Raw genomic sequence first — 16,775 nt, forward strand, 5'->3', positions numbered from 1 at the left:
TTCGCTGCGGGAGTTCGGGGTGAGGCAACGGTGCTGACTTTGCCATCATGCTCACCTGCTGTCCTGGTTTGGCTCGTCTTTCTCATGTGTCAATGGCCATTAGGTTTTGCCCACGGGCGGCCAGTTGTTGTGCCCGCTGGTGGCCAGTAAAACTGCCCGGTGATGGCCAACAGATCTGCCCACTGATTGGTTCGGCGGGGTTGGCCATCCTTGGGTTGGTCAGTTCAGTCGGGTGACTCCTTTTCCGGCGAGGGCCTGGGTGAGACGGACGGAATCGCCGCTGGTCTGGCAGACATGTGCGTGGTGCAGCAACCGGTCAACGGTCGCGGTCGCGAGGGTCTTGGGCATGAGCTCGTCGAAGCCTGCGGGGTGGAGGTTGGAGCTGATCGCGACGGACCGTTTTTCGTAGGCTGCGTCCACGACCCGGTAGAGACCTTCGGCAGCGTCGGTGGCCACCGGCAACAGGCCGATGTCATCAATCACCACCAGCTCCGCGCGGAGGATCCGGGTCACGGCGCGGGTGACGCTGTCATCGGTGCGGTGCGCCCGGATCAAAACGCCGAGGTCTTCGAGCCGGAACCAGGCCACGCGCATCCCGGCTTCGACGGCCTGCTGGCCGAGGGCTTCGAGGAAGAAGGTTTTCCCGGTTCCGGAGGGTCCGCAGACGACCAGATTTTCCCTGCGGTTAATCCATTCCAGTGTCCGGAGGGCCTGCTGGGTCGGGGCCGGGATGGAGGACGCGTCCGGGTCCCAGGCATCGAAGGTTTTCCCCGTCGGGAAGCCTGCTGCTTTGCGGCGGGAGGCGAGCATGGACCGGGCCCGGCCGGCGGCTTCCTCGGTGAAGAGGGCCTTGATGACCTCGACCGGTTCCCAGCGCTGGGCGCGGGCGGTCGCGATCAGGTCTGGGGCCAGCGCCCGCGCGTGGGGCATCTTCAGGGACCGCATCAGGGCCTCCAGGTCCGCCGGCAGCGGCGGAGCCGCGGTGTTGGTCGTGGTGACGGGACTCATCGGGCCTCCTCCGTGGCGCTGGTGTTTGCTGGGGTGTTCAGTGCGGGGTTGCCGATCGCGGCCCACGCGCTGGTGCCTTGGGTCAGGGAGGTCGCTTCGTTGGCAGCGTGCGTGGTGGTGCGGCGGATGTTGGCGTTCAGGATCGAGGCGAGGTCCGGGTGCGCGAAGCGGCCATGGACTGCGGCGTCGCCCAGGGCCCGGTCGACGTGGTCGGTGCCGGCGATTTTGGCCAGGGTGACGGCTTCGGCCATTTTCACGTTCATCCGTGCCGTCCCAGCCGCGGCAGCTTCCAGCAGCCAGGTCCGGGCGCCGTCGCCGATAGCCAGGAACGCTGCCTCGTCCGTGCTGCGGGCCCTGACCTCATAATCGCCGGGGACCTTTGCCCGGGTTCCGGGGAAGTGGTCATCGTTGACGGCCGGGCTGCCCGGCCGTGCCCGCCCGTGGCGGGCGACCTCGACGGGACCGGCGGTGCCGTGGTGGACGATGATGACCTGCTCGTCCGGTCCGGTGCCGTGGGTGCGCACGAACACCCGTGCCCCAAGCAGATAACCCGGGACCGAGTACTGGCCGTTTTCGAAAGTGACCATCGGGGTGTTCTCCGGAACGGTCCGGGCCAGGCCGAACGCGACCGTGTGGGCGGTGTCCGGGATCCGGTGCAACCTGGGGGCTTCCTCGGCGAGCACCGCCGCGGGTTTGCGCCGCGTCACCCGGTGCTCACGATCATTCACCTCATCCATGAACGCCTGACAGGCGGCCTCGAGTTCGGCGAAGGTGCGGTAGTCGCCGCGGAGGTTGGTGTCCTTCGGCACGAGGTCGGCTTTAGCGAGTTTCACGGACGCTTCAACCCCGCCCTTGGTGGCAGGGTCTGCGGGCTGGCAGGTCAGCACCGTGATCCCGTAGTGCCGGGCGAAGTCCAGGGTCTGCTGGTTCCTCACCGGGACCCCAGCAACATGGGCCGTGGTGACGGTCTTCTCGTTATCCGTCAGCACATAGGTCGGCGCTCCGCCCAGGATCCGGAAGCACCGGTCCAGGGCCGCGAACACGCTCGGCGCCGTCCGGTCCCGCAACGGGATCACGATCCGGAACCGGGAAAACGCCAGCCAGGCAACGAACAGGATAGTCTTCACCCCGCCGATCCTCGGCCCGTCGCCGAAGTCGTACTGCAGCCACATCCCCGGCTCGGTGATCCAGGGCCGGTGAACGCGGGTATGGCCCAACCGCCACGCTGCTTTGACCTGGGCGATCGCCCGGCGGGTGGAGCGCTCCGAACCCGTGTAGCCCAGGGCGAGCAGCTTTTCGTGGGCCTTGTCGGCACGGATCCGGCCCTTGGAGGATTCGATCCATTCCTCGATCTTGGGCAGGAACGCGTCGGTGACCCGGCCGCGGGCCGCGGGTTCCCCGATCGGCCGGCCGGCGTCCCGGGCCTGAACGTGTTTGGCAACAGTGTGGTGCGAGCAGCCCGTAAGCTCCGCGGTGGCGCGCAACGACCCGGTCAGATCGTAGGCAGCAAGAATTTCCATGATTTCTCCGTCAGACTTCATACAGGGCCTCTTCCTGGTTCGCTTTTGGTGCGCTTAGACACCGTCATCAAACCCCAGGGAGAGGCCCCCACCGCTTAAGACGCGGTCGGTTCAGTAAGGAAGTGGGCAGATCTCATGGCCACCGGCGGGCAGTTCTGCTGGCCGCCAGCGGGCATTTTCGTGGCCGCCTATGGGCAGTTTTTCATGGCCGCTAACACTCATGTCGCATCTCCAGGGTGAGTTGATCTGCAGCGGCGAACTCGCGTACTCGGAGTTGAACGGTCCGCTTGCGTATGACGTCTTCCGACTTTGATGAGGCGAGTGTCCCGAATGGGTCCTGAACGGCCCTCACGAAGGGTGGGGCATTTTCGAGATCGGCGCGAAGATTGCCGACGAGGTAGAGCCAAAAATGACTTCTTAGTTCGCCCCCTGCTGTCTTCCACTCGTTCCAACTCATTGCTTGAACTTGTGCGTCGACTCCGGAGGACTTCAGTTCAATCATTCGATCGATTGACCCCCCCCTTGATGGTCAGGACGTCGAAGCCGGGGTAGAGCTCGCTGATGCCTTGCTCAGCGAGCTGGTCGAACACTTGCTCGACCACGATGGACTGTTCAATAACCGCTGCGATCTTCTCCGGTGAGCTGACGTCGACGATGAGCACGTCCGCATTTTCAGAGGGCGTCTCTCCTGGTAGTACGACTGTCTTCTGCCCGACGAATCGTCGCTTTTCAAATGCGAAGGTTATGCGCATGCCAAGTCCGTCAAGTTCGTTGAGGTCGGTGCCGGCGGCTGCCCTGGGCGCGCCTGAAGAGCCATCACCTGGGGCGCCGTGTCCGTCACCTGCGGCTTCGGCTTGACTGCTGCTTCCTGCGGTCTCGCGTCCGGCACCGGATCCCTCGATACGGATGACTTCTCCGTCTATCAGGAGGTCCTCATAGCGGTGAAGCGGGATACGCGGGGCGGCACGGGTCGCAGCGGGAGGTGTTCGGTCTGCGTGCCCGGGGTCCGCTTCCGTTGACTCGCCGTCTGTCGTGTCGAGCTTGTTGCCTTCTGGGCGGTCTGCCAGCTGATCGGCCGGATACGCGTCATCTCCGGAATCGGCAAGATCTCGCTGTACCTCCTCCAGCCTCTCCGCGGCACCGGCCAGATCGAGCAGTTGCTGCCGCTGCGCGGGGTTGGCGTTGATGAACGACAAGAACGTCTCGACAGTGTTGACTTCCAAGGTTTCTGCAAGCGCCATTGCCAAGGTGTGAGCGTCCTCGGCCACCGGAGGCCACGCACGGCCGGACCATACGGCGAAACCTTGGAATCCTACGTCCCAGGAGCGCCGCACGTAGTACGTCCGCTGCGGAATCTGGCCGAGTTTCTGCCCTCGGAAGGAACAGCTCAGCTTGAGCGACTCCACGGGTTCCAAGCTCTCAGCGAATTCAGTCAAGGCCTGTTGGTCGGCCTTACTTCGGTCAGGCCGATCGGCACTGAGGCGAGCGAGTAGCGGTGGGACCAGCTCCCGGAGTCCCTGGCGGAAAGTGGCGACGCCGGATGCTTCAAGAGCAGTCTCGCCCGGCATTACCGACCAGTCCAACGCGCTCTCAAGGAGTGGGGTTCCGAAGAGCTCACGGAGCGGACGAAGCGCTCCCGGCTCGGCCTCAAGAACAAATAACGGCACCTTGTCCTGCACACCGCTCCGTTCTCGGCTACCGGATACCGACGCGTACACAACCTGTTGGGCTGCGAGGAATTCGTACCCGGCCGCAGTGCGCGCAGCAAGCGGGGTTTTAGCCAGGGGCGCCTCACCGTTTCCCGTGCTGCCGACTAGGAGTTCGAACATCTGGCGGTATATTGGGCGCAGTTCCAAGCGCAGCGCCTGGTCGGTAATGCCCGACGAATAGATGTCGGAGATGCGTAGGCAGAGACCCTGTGCATCTTCAGCATTGAACGCAGCCGGAGTCAGCTCGCCACGGACTTGCAGTTCGTCGAGGCAAGCGCGGAGTGTCGAGGCGGGCACCCCTGTCGGCTGTTTGAGGACAGGAAGGTACTCCTCGGCATCCCGCCGACTGCGGCCCAAACGACGAATGAGCTCCTCGGATCGACGCCACGTTTGGTTTGGGCGACGGGGACCGTGGCTTGTGGGGCATATCGCATGCTGACGAAGTCGGTAGAGCCACAGATCAGGGCCCGCAGCGACGAGTTCGTCCGTCGTGGCTCGCGGAGGAGCGGTCCTTGACGAGGGTTGTTTGCCGGCTCGGATGAATGCCAGCTCGGCCCGGGTGTGGCGAGCGTAGGTGTTCCAGTTGCGAACGAGGTGCTCGAGCAACTTCTCTGCCACGTTGGTGTCCCTGCGGAGGGCGACTTCGGCGATCTCGTCGAGCCGATCAAGGTTGTGAACGTTGTAAAGATAATGATCTGTCGACTCCCACCGTGGATCAGAGGAAAGGTCGCCGATGAGGTCTGATTTGTATCCGGACCATATATCGTCCAGACCGGAGAATGCCCAGCCACCGGGGAGGCCGAGACCCTTCGTGGTTGTCCACCCGGTCCCGCTGTCATCGACGTCGTGAAAGTGGATCAGTCTCAAACCTCGGCTGACGCCGAGCCAGGCGAAAAAGTTGCGCCACCGATCGTCGACGGTTGTCTCAAGTGCTTCGTCCGTGTCGTCATCGAGGTCGACTTCTCCCTCGTCGGGATCTGCTGTCGCGTCATTCGCGTCGCCTTCCACCTTGACGCCGATGCTGGACGAAAACTCAGCCAATACGTCGGGCGACGCAAGGAATCTTAATTGCATGACCTCGCCCGCAGCGGCCATTGCTTCGACGATCTTCTCGACCGAATCCTCTCCAACCCAATCGCTCCCGAAGTACACCTGATAGGCCGGAGCCCATGTCAACTCCCCGCTGGCATCGGCTCGACACGGAACATCTAGGCGGCTGAGATTGAAAAACGCTCGATCCGAACCAAGCCGGCCCATCGGGAGAGGGTGATCGGGTTTGGTGGTTTTTCCGGCCAAACGACAGATCGTGGCGAGTGCTTCGATCGTGCGGTTTGACTCACGCAACTCGGCATCGGCTGAGGCCGTGCGCGTCAGTCCTGGAAGGACTGCGGCGCGCATGACTTCCTCAAAGCGGAACTCCTTGATGTCGAAGAGTGCGTCCCAGGCCCTCATCTGGCGCTCAAGAACGGACCTCTGTTCGGTCCTGCCGAGAATGCCCCAACAGACCCCGTGTGCGAGGAACTGCAACTTACGAAGGGGAAGTTCTTCTGCGGAAGAGCGCGGCGGATAAAAAGCGCTCTCAGCTCCCAGGGCTATCCGTCTAACGGTGCCATCGTCGTTCTCACCGACGGGGAAGACTGGTTCCAGCCGGGACCCCTCCTCCAAGGCCTGGCGGTCCGCTGCGTCACATCGTTCCCAAAGGAGCGCGCAGAGATCAAGCACGGGGTCAACCCGATAACGAGAGTCGGGACCCGATCTGAAGGCTGCCTTCCCCGTATCAAGGTTGTGCGCTAGAGCACGTAGGGAGTTAATTGGGCTCAGTTCCACTGACCCATAGGCCGCACACACTTTGGCAAGCGAACCTTCACAGAACTCGGAATCCGGGAATTGTCTGCCGCTCACAACGCAGTCCGCCTTGAGCAGGTCAACGAAGTCAGGCCCCGCCGCGCCGAGAACGCTCGAAGGAAAAACCGCCTCATTGAGGGCGAGTTCATTCGGTCCTGATGGCAGGAAGCGGGCACCCGCCAGCGCCTTAGCAATCGCATCGGTGAGAAATCCGCCGGCCGACCCGGCGGCACTTTCGTCTCGATCCAGAACTCGCAGGACGTAACGTGGGCCACCTTCGACAAGGAGGTGAGGAATAAGCGTCTGCACGAATGTCTCGGCAGCGCGGCGCACGAGATACCCGTTGTAGTTCGACGGGGTTTGGGTAACTTGAACGTGCTGGCGGGAAAGGTCCGTCGTAAAGGCGCCGTTTACCAGCAGCGAGCAGGATGAGGGCTCCTGTGTGGGCAGGAAGACGTGAAACCGGCGGTCTTCGCTCTCGATCTTGGGGTCCTCGGCATCCCGGACTGCGACTGACACTTCGGTGACGTCCACGCCTTCCCATGCGGGCCCGGTCAAGCCATCTCGGTGGTCGCCGATTCGCACGTTGCCGTCATGAGCAACCCAGTAGCGGTCACCCTCACCTTCCCGGTTGACCAAGTCGACTCTGAAGAGGCCCGACTCGGTCAGGCCGACACACCGCTCGACGCCAGCGGAGGTTACTCGGTGCCTTTCCAAGAGCCACTGACGGTCTGACTTCTCGCTGGAAGTCGCAACCTCAATGACCACCTATTCAAGGTGCTTGAGAAAGAGCACGCTGGTCATCGGAAGGTTCAATAATTGCTGCGCGAGTGCTGCCTTCTGTTCGGCGCTGACGCGTTCGTGGAACGGGAATCGAAAGGCGCTGCGATAGCCAGCTGCACCGAGTTCGTCCCAAGTTTTGTTCACCTCGGCCATCGCCCAGGGAAACCGCATCGCGGGCACCCCGCGGACCTTGCCTCGGTCAAACTCCTTCCATAGCAGAGACACCTGCGCTTCCGCTTGCTCCCGTCCCAGTCGGAAACTCACAGTCTCTGAGTAGGCCTCGGGGCCGTCAGTGATTTCGAGGACCGACTTGAAGCCCAACCCCTTGTGGCCGATGCTGGCACGCTTTGGGCCGTCCGACTGGGCCTTGGAACTGGCTCCCAAGCCGCACAATCCCCGAATATCGGCCTCCGTGAAGGGGCGCCCCGTGTTGGCAACCCACAGCTCCTTATCGGTGAGTCGAAACAAGGCCCTGTCTTCGGTCCTCGTAACGCCAGTCAGGGCGTCATCCGCATTCTGGAGGAGCTCGTACACAAGACGCCCACGATAGTCATGCGCGACTTGCGCCTCTTGGCTGACGTCCTCCTGGAGCCGCCCCTGCGATTCTCGGTACACAGCGAGGTTCTCACGACAAATGCGCTCCAGGATGTCATCGGGTATAGGCGTCGTCGCAGTCACGTACGTATTCCACCACATGGTTCCAACAAAGCGTGGGTGGACCGGCCAGGACCGTGCAATTCCGCGCCTACGTCATCACCGGCGGCTCAATAAAGGAAATCGTTCTGGCCGACCTCGCCGCGCCGCTGGGCGACTTTCATGGCCACGCGAACGGCTTTAACCCGAATGTAGTTGAACGTCATAACGACTTCTCCCCGCGACACGTCTCTCTTCTCCAGGGACCACGCGACCAGGCGGTCGTACTCCTCGCGCTCCTCTACGTCCTCAGGTAGGGAACTCTCGGCCAGAGAAGCCATATACGCGTCCGCAAGGCTGTGACAGTGCTCGCCCGTATTGCGGTTCCTTATAAAGCCAGCCTCCATGGCAGCAGCCAGTTCTGCACTGTAGGCCTCTGAGTTCATTCCTCAGGCGCCTTCTCCGGCGCGTCAGCTATGTCCCGCTTACGGGACTTGAACAAACCAGCGACCTTTCCACTCGCTGCGCCGGTGGCTCCAGCAAGGGCACCGCCAAGGCCCTTTACCGCTGCGAGTGCCTGCGGCTCATCGGGGATACCGTCGCCGTCAACGTCCACAGCGCGGAAGGGGCGAGACACGGCAGCGGCGGCGCTTGCGACCCCTGACCCCACAGCGGAGGCACCGGTTGCGACTCCTTCTCCAACCGTGCTGGCCGTCCCCGTGATCCAGCTTCCTGTGGACTTCGCAGCATCCTCGAGGGCTGCAAGCGCCCGATTGGGCTCCGACTCCCGGTCGTCGGCGTCGGAGGACTTGTCCTGCAGAGCCAGGTGTGCAGGGAACTCCTCCGGAGCCTCAGGGAATGCAGCCCGTGCCGCTTCCACCACGTCCCGGCCGAAAACGAACCGGCTGACTCCTCCCGTCAGCGCGCCAACCCCGTATTCGATCGCGGACTGCTGCTTTCCGCTCAGGGCGTCCCGCACGGTATCCAACTGGCCCGTCTGCATGGTCCTGACGAGACTTTGCGCGGCTCCGCTCGGCAGCGTGTCTGCCAGCGTCGTTGCCCAGTGTGACCAGTCACCGCTGGCGGCGGCGAATTTGTGACCAACGCCCACCACTCCATCGGGAGACGTTTCCGCGACGTCCTTGGCCATAGTCGCGATCTGGTGCTGGCTAACGGAGTCATTGGTGAGCCCGTAAACCAGAGCATGAGCCTGGTCTTGGTCGAGGTCCATCCCATGTACGTCGGCGAGGGCTAGCCCAAAAATTGCCGTAATCTCGAATTGAAGCTGCTGATCACCGGCAGGAAGAAGCGCGGCCACCCGCTGGGCCCCGTTTTTCGCAGCACCCATGGCCATGTTCTTCGCGGCCACCTTGGCCGCCTCCTTCGCCGTTACCTGAACAGTCTTCTTCGCGGCCTGCTTGCCGGCAGTCTTAAGACCGGCGGCCGCGACTCCGCCACCCGGAATCAACGAAATTCCCACCTCAGCCGCGATAGACCCAGCAGCGATAGCAGCCCCTGCAGCGGTGATCGATGTGCTGTAGTGACGCTCAAGCAGCTTGATAACTTCCGCTGGGCTCGCCTCCGGACGCCGGCGCCGAATCCTCATGACGTACTTCCGGGCGATCGAATGACGGGCACTGACCGCCTTCGCAATGTCTGCGTTGGCCTCCTCGTCATCGAGCTGCGTCTCCAGTGTCACGTCTTCAATATCGGCCATTGTGCTCTCCCCCCTTAACCACAGGCTCAACCCTGAGCCTTTTCAACAAACGCAGCAATTCTGTTCGCCGCAGAGGAGCCTAGCGCTCCTCTGCCGCACCATCATCAGTGTCCCGCACGATCCGGCCGCTCTTAGCGCGCCACGCGGCACCACTCCGGCCACGCCTATTTTCCACTGCAAGTCCGCCGGATAGTTAATACCTGTCCTCATATGGAGCGAAGCCTCTCGATGTGACGGCGCTGTTCCTTGTCGTCTTGCTTCACGTGCACGCTGACGAGGACGCGGTCGCCATCCGGCTTGTAGTAAATGCGACCCATCTCTTCACTACCAGCGACACCGGTGGCCCGTTTCGAAACCTCACGCCAGCCGCGCATGCCTTCCAAATCCTTGCCCACAACCTCGCCCATATCAATCTGCACCAGCGATCGCATCATAGACGCTGATGAATCGAGATTGGCCAATATTTCAACGCTGTCGAGAACAAAGGTCAGCCGCGAGAAGGCCACATCCAGAAATCCAGGAACACCACGACGAGGTGCGCGGGCCGTCGCGTTACCTCTACGCCGCACTCGCTCCTGTTCCCCGAATTCTTGGAGGCGTTCTTGTAGGCCGACCGCAGTTGCCTCGAGTGTCAAAATCCGTACGTCGCCTTGCTCCGCCTGATCACGGAAGCTCGCCAGGCTGCTACGAAGCTCGGAGTTCTCCGCGAACGCCAGCTCGAGAAGTTCTTCGGTCTCGGCCTGGCGTTTCAGGATTAGTTTCGTTTCAGCAGATTGCCGGGGATCACGGCTCAGCTCTCCAAGCTGATCTTGTAATGCCTTTTGATGATTTAGGGCCCGATCTAAATCGTCGGAGAGTTTCGACTCCCGACATGAGGCCGCAGTGAACCGCTCTCTTAGGAGCGAAGCTTCAGACTCAGAGGTGCTGAGACGCTCCCTGAGTTCGGCCGTCAGATCGACCAATTGCTCGACCTGTGCTGCGAGATCCTCTAGCGGCGAGACTGTAGGTGCCGGAGCGGGCGCAGTTGTTGGCTCGGCTGAGGCAGGCGAAAAGAGGGCGGAGATCTGAGCCACGACCTCTTCGTGGCTGCCTTTGAACCTTAGCCGGGCAAACCAGTCGTAGAACTTCCCCTCATGTGTGGGACGATGGCTGACGTCCCACCTCTGGACCGAAAGACCTGCGGCTTCGAGTGCGTCGACGACATCCGTTGCAAGTCGCTCAGGGGCGTTAAAGCCAAGGTAATGACCAAAGCGGTTGGTCTCGACCTCCCACTCACCGTGGAAACCCGCTAAGTTCTGCTGCTCACCGACGTCGTTAAGTTGCGGCGCGTATGGGATAGAAGCTCCTGCGAAAAGGAACCTGCCGCAGTCATCGACTTCCCACGATGCTCCGGAAATGTCGACCACGTCGTTGGCAAACAACGGGTACACGGCGCCGTTGTAGACAATGCCGGCATATCCGTCCGGAGTTAACCGGACCGGTCGACGAACAAATTCGGCGACTACGGCCGCACCCTCTTGGACACATACAACGACTTGCTGAGAAGCCATTTCAGACTATCGAAGCGCATCTACAAGCGGGATCGCCCCACTTACGCTTACAGACGGCACAGGGCTTGTAGTAGAGGTGCTCGATGAGCTGCTCATCAGTCGCTTGGTCCGGACCAGGGAGTCTCGAAAACGCATGAGGCCGATGCTGATAAAGCACGTCTCCAGGAACGAGCCTCGTATCCTGTTGATCGGCTACGTTGGCACGTGCGATAAGGCCGTCATTGGGTACGTAGGCCTCGGTGTCAGCAATATCAATTGGTCCCAGGTCATTGCTGCCGGGGAGTCCGATGCCAAACTCAAGATCAAAGTAGGACGCATGTGCTTCGTCGCCGCGCTGCTTGGACATAGCGCTAACTGACAAGATGAGGTTGTCGTCGACCTTTACGTCTAGTTCCAGCCGCTCGGTGAGAGGTGGTGCTGTCTTGTCCACAGCTATGGCTACCATGCCGAGCGATGTTCTCGGATCGCTGGCTTGGGGTTGATCAGCAAGCTCAGTTGGCGCCACTATGGAAAACTTTGCCCGACCGTCGGTGGGGTCGGTGCAGTACAAGTGGAAGCTGTCTTGACATACCTCGCCATTATTCGGCATGGCCGTTCCGGCCCTCAACAGTGGAAGGCGTGAACCACGTGCCATTTCCAGCTCAATGGGCTTTGCCAGCACCAGCCGCTGTGAGTCATGAGCAATGCGTGCCGCTCCCTGCGAAACAAGCGTTGCACTATTCTCCGGGACGAGCACGCGTTCAGGCCCGAACAGTTCGTGTAGTCGGCTCCGTATGCTTGGCATCGCGGCCATACCACCGGCAACCAGGCAAAGTGAGACCTGAGCGGGGGCCATACCGACGCTGTCAAGGAGCGCTTCAATCTCCCTGATGCCTGATGTCACAAGAGGTCGTGTAATCGCTGCCAGCTCTTGCCGCGTCAGTGGGTACTCAAGCGTAGTTTCGGAGTCGGGGAAATACCCGGGACGATAGAAAGTGATGCTCGGTCGCTCCGAGAGCGCAATCTTGTTCCGTTCGGCATCCTGCAACAGTCTCAGGCGTGCCTCCTTCGTGGGGTGATCCGATTTGGAGATCCCGTTCTTCGTAGAGAATCGCGCCACGACCTCGTCACGTATCACTTCATCGAATTTGTCACCTCCGACTGTGTCAGTACCCCCGTTGCGGAGTTGCAGGATCCGCCCCGGCTCAATTCGGCAAAGTGTGAGGTCGAGGGTGCCTCCACCCCAGTCAACAACCAGTACGTTGCGTCGCATCAGGCCGCGGATTTCGCTGTCGGTGTCCGCTGCACCGCGGAGGTAACCGTAGAGGGCTGCAAGTGGTTCGTGAACAAACTGGGCTACAGAGATTCCTGCATGGGCGAACGCTTCTCGAAGAGCCGCGCGTCTCGGGCCGTTCATGTTCACTGGAATTGTGACGACTGCACGGTCCAACTCGCCCAGCACTTGTCGCTGACGCCCTCGCAGTGATTCTGAACGGACGTGTCGGATGACATCTGCAACAATCTCGACGGGGCTGCGGTCGACCCCTCCGACAGTCACTGATTCCTCGCCCAGGAGAAACTTTGGTGAGCGCACTGTGTTGCCATAGACGCCGAGGCCGACTTCCTCAAGCGCGTGGCGCGCCTCGCGTCCAACGACGACTTCCTCGCCCTCGTATCGAACGACCGATGGGTGCGGCAGGCCTTCATCGTCCAAGACGTCAATCACACGGTCGCCAACGACCACAGACACGAGGCTGTTAGTCGTTCCGAAATCAAAACCTGCAATCATTGCACTCCCCCATCCAGTTCCTTCAGACGCGTGACCTCACGACTAATTGCAGTAAGTGCCCTGTCAACGAACTCCTCCGCTACACCTGTGCTTCCATGGCGAAGGGCATGAAGCCCGTCCCCCAAAAGCTCAGACTGAGTAGAGAGCCGTCGAATGACCTGCGTTCTGAGCGCCTCATAGTCATCAACGTGGTGGCTCTTATCGACCACGCGGTTGCTCCGCTCTACCGAAAGCCGCAGCTCAAGTTCATTGGCTTTGGACGCCAGCTCCGCGGCCTCTGCTCTTGCCTTCTCTATATCTGCTGCCAGTCTCTTTCCCAAAGCCTCGGCCGTTATGGCACGAAGCTCCTGCTCCCGTGCTTGTGAAATGGCCTTCTCCGTTTCCCTCTTCGAGTTACGGAGAACATGCTCGAAGTGCCGTGAGACTTGGCTCAGTGCTTCCGTGTTCCTTGCTGTCGCCAGAAGAGCAGCCGTCTTATATGCACTTGGCAGGGCCGGAGCGTCCCAGACAGTGGCACTCATGTCCTCGATGAACTGCCGCGAAGTCCACCGATCGCGAAGGACGCGGAAGAGCTCCAGAGCGGATACCGCGTTGGAGCGAAGCCGCGCCCGGCTTGCGTCGCTGAATTCGGATTCCTCTTTCAGCCCCAAAGCGCTGAATGTTATGCGCTGGGCCTCACGATTGACTTCTTCAGCCGTAAGCATTTCCAGGGGCCGCTGTTCCGTCAGGCGCTCAATCCGCCCCTCGAAGAGTTTGTGGCTTGCAAAAGCCACGACAACCAGATCGAGAATCCGGCCACGCACAAGCGTTTCTGATCCCAGCTCAGCCAGTGATGACAATAAACTCGGCGGAACGGCAAATAGCGTATCTCTCCCAGCTAATTGCCGAACAGTATCGATTTCTGCTTGCTCATCCTCTGGCCGTACCGACAGCTCGAATATATCCTTTCGGGACAAACTGAGCTTTCGTCCAGCTTCGCTATAGGCATATTCCATCAATGCGAGGATCGTTTTGGGCCGCTCGCGCTTGTTGCTGTTATCCCGGTTGGGCGTTTGCGGGTCCTTGGCCGCAGGCTCCCTAGGCAGGGGCGCGCCCGAGCCATCAGCCGGATCAACTCCAGTGGGTCCGTCGTCTGTTGTCACTTTCTCAGAACTCCTTGACGTTGAACTCGGGGTCGAAAACTTGTGTACCACTTCTCGCTCAGACGGCTGTGTCGAAGGCTTTCGGCATGTCGCAGCGCTGCAGGGAGGTCCCCTACAGCCAGCGCATGCTCAGCCGCCACCAGGTGGAGCTTAAGCGCGTCGTAGGGTCGCTGTGAACCAATATTGGCAGCCAGCTCAGCCATGTCATCGGCTGCTGTGCCATCGAGTGGTAATGCAGACCACCTGAGCACTTGTTCGATTACCGAGTCGCTGAGCGCGACATCCAGGCTCGGGTGTGGCGACTGCGACAGCGCATCGGGCAACCAGCTTTCCCCTTTGAGGAGCGCCTGAAATCGTATGGACACTTCCGCAACGCGCTGGCTCTTGGTCTTCGTCATGGCGCGTTCGAACTGGTTGTAGTGGAAGGCAACGATGCCACATATAGCCTCTGCTGGAGGGCGATCGAAACTTCTCAAAATTCCGACAGCCTGATCGTATTTGCCCTCATAGCCGCTGCCCTCACCTGATCGCTCGGAACCCTCTGCCCCCGCAGCATCCTCGCGTGCCAGAACTCCGTAAAGGTAGTTTGCGAGACCGGATTGATACCGGGCTGCAGTGCGGTGTTGTTTGCAGCGCATGATGAAGTCGTCAATAGACCGGCGACTCAGCTCGCCCCCGTCGACCAAGCGCGCCAAGGCAGCATCAACCCCGTCAAGATCATCCATATCAGCGAGCGCGAACTCGAACTGGAAAGTCTCCACAACACCCAGATTCGAAAGTGTCACGTCCACAACACCGCTCCGCTGAGATGACAGAAATTCTGCAGCGTCTCCGACAGAAACTGTCTTGCCGTTGATACTCACAGCGTCAGCTGTGCGTATCACCCAATCATTTGCGGTGGTTTCGCTGGTGATGGTTAGGCGACTCCTGCCGCATTCCCGCCCGTTGAACACGAGAACAGGGCGTCGCACGGGGTGGCCCTCAAAAGTGTGTACGCGCAGATCACGGGCCGTTGAAAACTCCACCCCGCAGGTCGTGCACGGAAAGGTCACCTCTTTGGGATCCGCAAATGGACTTGAACCTTCACCTGTGGGCTCATGAAATTCCATGTAGCCGGTGTGCCAAAAACCCACTATCTTTCGACCTGCCCAGTAAACAGTTGAGAAACAGTGGGCACAGGGCGGCGAAGGCCATGCACCCAATGCTTTTTCTCCGTATGGCGCCCGCGCAGATCCCCGGACCTACTCATGCTTTTCCTTTCGACGAACCCCCAACGCCGATCAGCCATAGCTGAGCAAGCCGTTTTCATTAGTTCGAGATCATATCCCTGCTGGGAGTGGCGCCGCATACGCAACGCTCCCATTACGCTTTTAGGACTCAAATCTTTCCCCCTGTCCGAGTCGTAGTCCTGCTGCACTATTCGTCTTCCCCAATTCCTGTTCTTCTCCATGAGTGGTTGCTCACCCGCCGCGTCACCCCTCCTGCGATTAAAGAACCTTCCAAATCGGACTCTTTGTGTGAGTGTCCTGCCTCAAAGAGAGCCGACCAGTTGCGCATCAGAGGTTCCAAGAACTGGTCAATTACGGGATCTGGATCCGCGCAGCCTCCTGCAGCAGCGGATCAGAAATCATGACGGTGGCAGCGCCCGGCGCAATATCGAAGGCGATGTTTCCCCGCGCTTTGTCCCCGGGAAGAATCTCACCGGAGCCCAGCTGATTGTCGGCGAACAGGCTCATGTCTGCCTTACGCCCGTTTGCATCCTTTGCCGAGAAGTAGAGCGGGTTGGAGCTCGTCTTGCCGGATTCCGTTTCCCACAGGACCTCAAGGAGCAGGTAGGTGCCGTTCTTCGACGGGGTGGCGAAGGCGCCGATGGTGACAGAGTCGGTGCGGACAGCGGACACGATGGTGATCCTGGCGACGTTGCCGTTGCGCATCTTCACGGAGAACGGAACGCCGACCGTAGGTGCCGCGGGAGCAGCAGGAGCGGACGCCGGCGGTGCTGCCGCTGGCGGGGCGGCAGGAGGAGCGGCGGCCGGCGCGGCTACTTCCGCAGACGCTGCGGTGGAGGCAATCGGGCTGGAGTCCGCAGCCGGCTTGGTCCCGCTTGAGCAGGAGCCCATAACGACGCCGAGCAACAGCACGCCTGCCGGGATTACGAAGCGCTTCTTCTTGAAAAACGGGCGTTTGGCCGGGGCTGCAGGAACGGGGACGGTCGGGAATGAATCAAAGTTCTGGTGTGTCATGGTGATGCCTTTCGAGAGTGGGTTTGATGGTGCTGCGGGTGCTATTGCTTTTCCCATTTGCCGCAGCGGCTGGATTTGAAATCCTGGCCGGCGGACAGCGCTACCGAGGGTCGCCCGCCGCCGGGCAGGTCGTTGTCGATGATGTTGCTTCCGTTGCTGCCGCTGGCGTAAATTCCCCAGTAGCAAGAGGAGCCGACGTCGGCCGCGGCCCGGTAGGTCCCGGGCTCGATGTCGGATCCCACAGTCCAGGTGCCGTCACTGACGGTGTTGGCTGCCTTAGCTTTCTCGGCTCCGGTGACTGCGTCTTCCCTGGTCTTGACTGCGGCCTCGGCAGTCTTGATCGCCGCGTCGGCCTTGCCCACTTCGGTCTCCCGCGTGGAAACTTTCGATTCACGTGCCGTGATGCCGCCCAGGAGGGTGTCGTACTTACCTTTGGTTGTCGCGTAACTCGACAGGGCGGCGTCGCGCTCGATCTCGACGGTGGCTTTCTCGCTGGCCAGCGCCGTGTAGGCATCGCTGGTCTTCGGGTCAGGGAGTACGGTTCCGAAGGCAATGCCTCCTCCAAGAAGGACGACGGCGGCCGTCGCCTGGAGGATTCGCTTCTTTCGGCTGCGCTTCGGGCCAGCCGCCGGCTGGGCCCCGGCATTAAGGCTGTCCGCGCCGCCAGCAGCCGGAGTTCCGGCGTCGTTTGTATTCAACATGTCCTCTTCCTCTGTTCGTGGAGTACCGCTAAGCGGCGACGGGATACTGATCCCCCAATACGCGGTTTCCCGCCGCCGCAGCAGCACCGGAAGATCCCTTCTTGGCTGCAAAACGAACCTATGACCGTTACCGCAGCTGGACATGCGTTAGTACTG

The 16,775-nt window shown here is 61.0% G+C and carries 14 protein-coding genes; 1 reads left to right on the plus strand and 13 read right to left on the minus strand.

What is annotated here, in order from left to right:
- Positions 1-219: 219 nt before the first annotated feature.
- The 4 genes from istB to ACS5PJ_RS02315 form a co-directional block, all read right to left on the minus strand.
- Positions 220-1,008 (minus strand): IS21-like element helper ATPase IstB, encoded by a 789-nt coding sequence (gene istB / locus ACS5PJ_RS02300; protein WP_439433301.1) that lies wholly within the window; start codon positions 1,006-1,008, stop codon positions 220-222.
- Entirely contained in the window at positions 1,005-2,549 is a 1,545-nt protein-coding gene (gene istA / locus ACS5PJ_RS02305) for an IS21 family transposase (RefSeq protein ID WP_439433302.1), read from the minus strand. The genes istB and istA overlap by 4 nt, the downstream gene beginning before the upstream one ends.
- A 190-nt stretch (positions 2,550-2,739) precedes the next feature.
- Positions 2,740-3,030: a hypothetical protein gene (locus tag ACS5PJ_RS02310; RefSeq protein WP_439433303.1), complete on the minus strand. Its 291-nt coding sequence runs from the start codon at positions 3,028-3,030 to the stop codon at positions 2,740-2,742.
- Positions 3,023-6,616 (minus strand): hypothetical protein, encoded by a 3,594-nt coding sequence (locus ACS5PJ_RS02315; RefSeq protein WP_439433304.1) that lies wholly within the window; start codon positions 6,614-6,616, stop codon positions 3,023-3,025. Before ACS5PJ_RS02315 ends, ACS5PJ_RS02310 begins: the two co-directional genes overlap by 8 nt.
- A 60-nt stretch (positions 6,617-6,676) precedes the next feature.
- Here ACS5PJ_RS02315 and ACS5PJ_RS02320 point away from each other — a divergent pair, with 60 nt between their 5' ends.
- On the plus strand, positions 6,677-6,817 hold the full coding sequence (locus tag ACS5PJ_RS02320) for a hypothetical protein (RefSeq protein WP_439433305.1): 141 nt from the start codon (positions 6,677-6,679) through the stop codon (positions 6,815-6,817).
- A 33-nt stretch (positions 6,818-6,850) separates the two neighbouring features.
- Here ACS5PJ_RS02320 and ACS5PJ_RS02325 read toward each other — a convergent pair whose 3' ends face one another.
- The 9 genes from ACS5PJ_RS02325 to ACS5PJ_RS02365 form a co-directional block, all read right to left on the minus strand.
- Positions 6,851-7,543: a sacsin N-terminal ATP-binding-like domain-containing protein gene (locus ACS5PJ_RS02325; protein WP_439433306.1), complete on the minus strand. Its 693-nt coding sequence runs from the start codon at positions 7,541-7,543 to the stop codon at positions 6,851-6,853.
- Positions 7,544-7,629: 86 nt separating this feature from the next.
- Positions 7,630-7,944 carry a hypothetical protein gene (locus ACS5PJ_RS02330; RefSeq protein ID WP_439433307.1) on the minus strand — a complete coding sequence of 105 codons (315 nt, stop codon included), beginning with the start codon at positions 7,942-7,944 and terminating at the stop codon, positions 7,630-7,632.
- Positions 7,941-9,215 carry a hypothetical protein gene (locus ACS5PJ_RS02335; protein WP_439433308.1) on the minus strand — a complete coding sequence of 425 codons (1,275 nt, stop codon included), beginning with the start codon at positions 9,213-9,215 and terminating at the stop codon, positions 7,941-7,943. The genes ACS5PJ_RS02330 and ACS5PJ_RS02335 overlap by 4 nt, the downstream gene beginning before the upstream one ends.
- 206 nt (positions 9,216-9,421) lie before the next feature.
- Complete coding sequence (locus ACS5PJ_RS02340; RefSeq protein WP_439433309.1) at positions 9,422-10,765, minus strand: hypothetical protein; 1,344 nt, start codon at positions 10,763-10,765, stop codon at positions 9,422-9,424.
- Position 10,766: 1 nt separating this feature from the next.
- Positions 10,767-12,533, minus strand: coding sequence for an Hsp70 family protein (locus tag ACS5PJ_RS02345; protein WP_439433310.1), 1,767 nt, complete (start codon positions 12,531-12,533; stop codon positions 10,767-10,769).
- Positions 12,530-13,675, minus strand: coding sequence for a hypothetical protein (locus tag ACS5PJ_RS02350; protein WP_439433311.1), 1,146 nt, complete (start codon positions 13,673-13,675; stop codon positions 12,530-12,532). Before ACS5PJ_RS02350 ends, ACS5PJ_RS02345 begins: the two co-directional genes overlap by 4 nt.
- Positions 13,672-14,538, minus strand: coding sequence for a hypothetical protein (locus ACS5PJ_RS02355; protein ID WP_439433312.1), 867 nt, complete (start codon positions 14,536-14,538; stop codon positions 13,672-13,674). Before ACS5PJ_RS02355 ends, ACS5PJ_RS02350 begins: the two co-directional genes overlap by 4 nt.
- 717 nt (positions 14,539-15,255) lie before the next feature.
- Positions 15,256-15,918, minus strand: coding sequence for a DUF4352 domain-containing protein (locus ACS5PJ_RS02360; protein WP_439433313.1), 663 nt, complete (start codon positions 15,916-15,918; stop codon positions 15,256-15,258).
- 41 nt (positions 15,919-15,959) lie between these two features.
- Positions 15,960-16,619 (minus strand): Rv1352/Rv1906c domain-containing protein, encoded by a 660-nt coding sequence (locus tag ACS5PJ_RS02365; RefSeq protein WP_439433314.1) that lies wholly within the window; start codon positions 16,617-16,619, stop codon positions 15,960-15,962.
- Positions 16,620-16,775 lie beyond the last annotated feature (156 nt).

Source organism: Pseudarthrobacter cremeus, from assembly GCF_051857465.1.
In the GTDB taxonomy this organism is placed as follows: domain Bacteria; phylum Actinomycetota; class Actinomycetes; order Actinomycetales; family Micrococcaceae; genus Arthrobacter.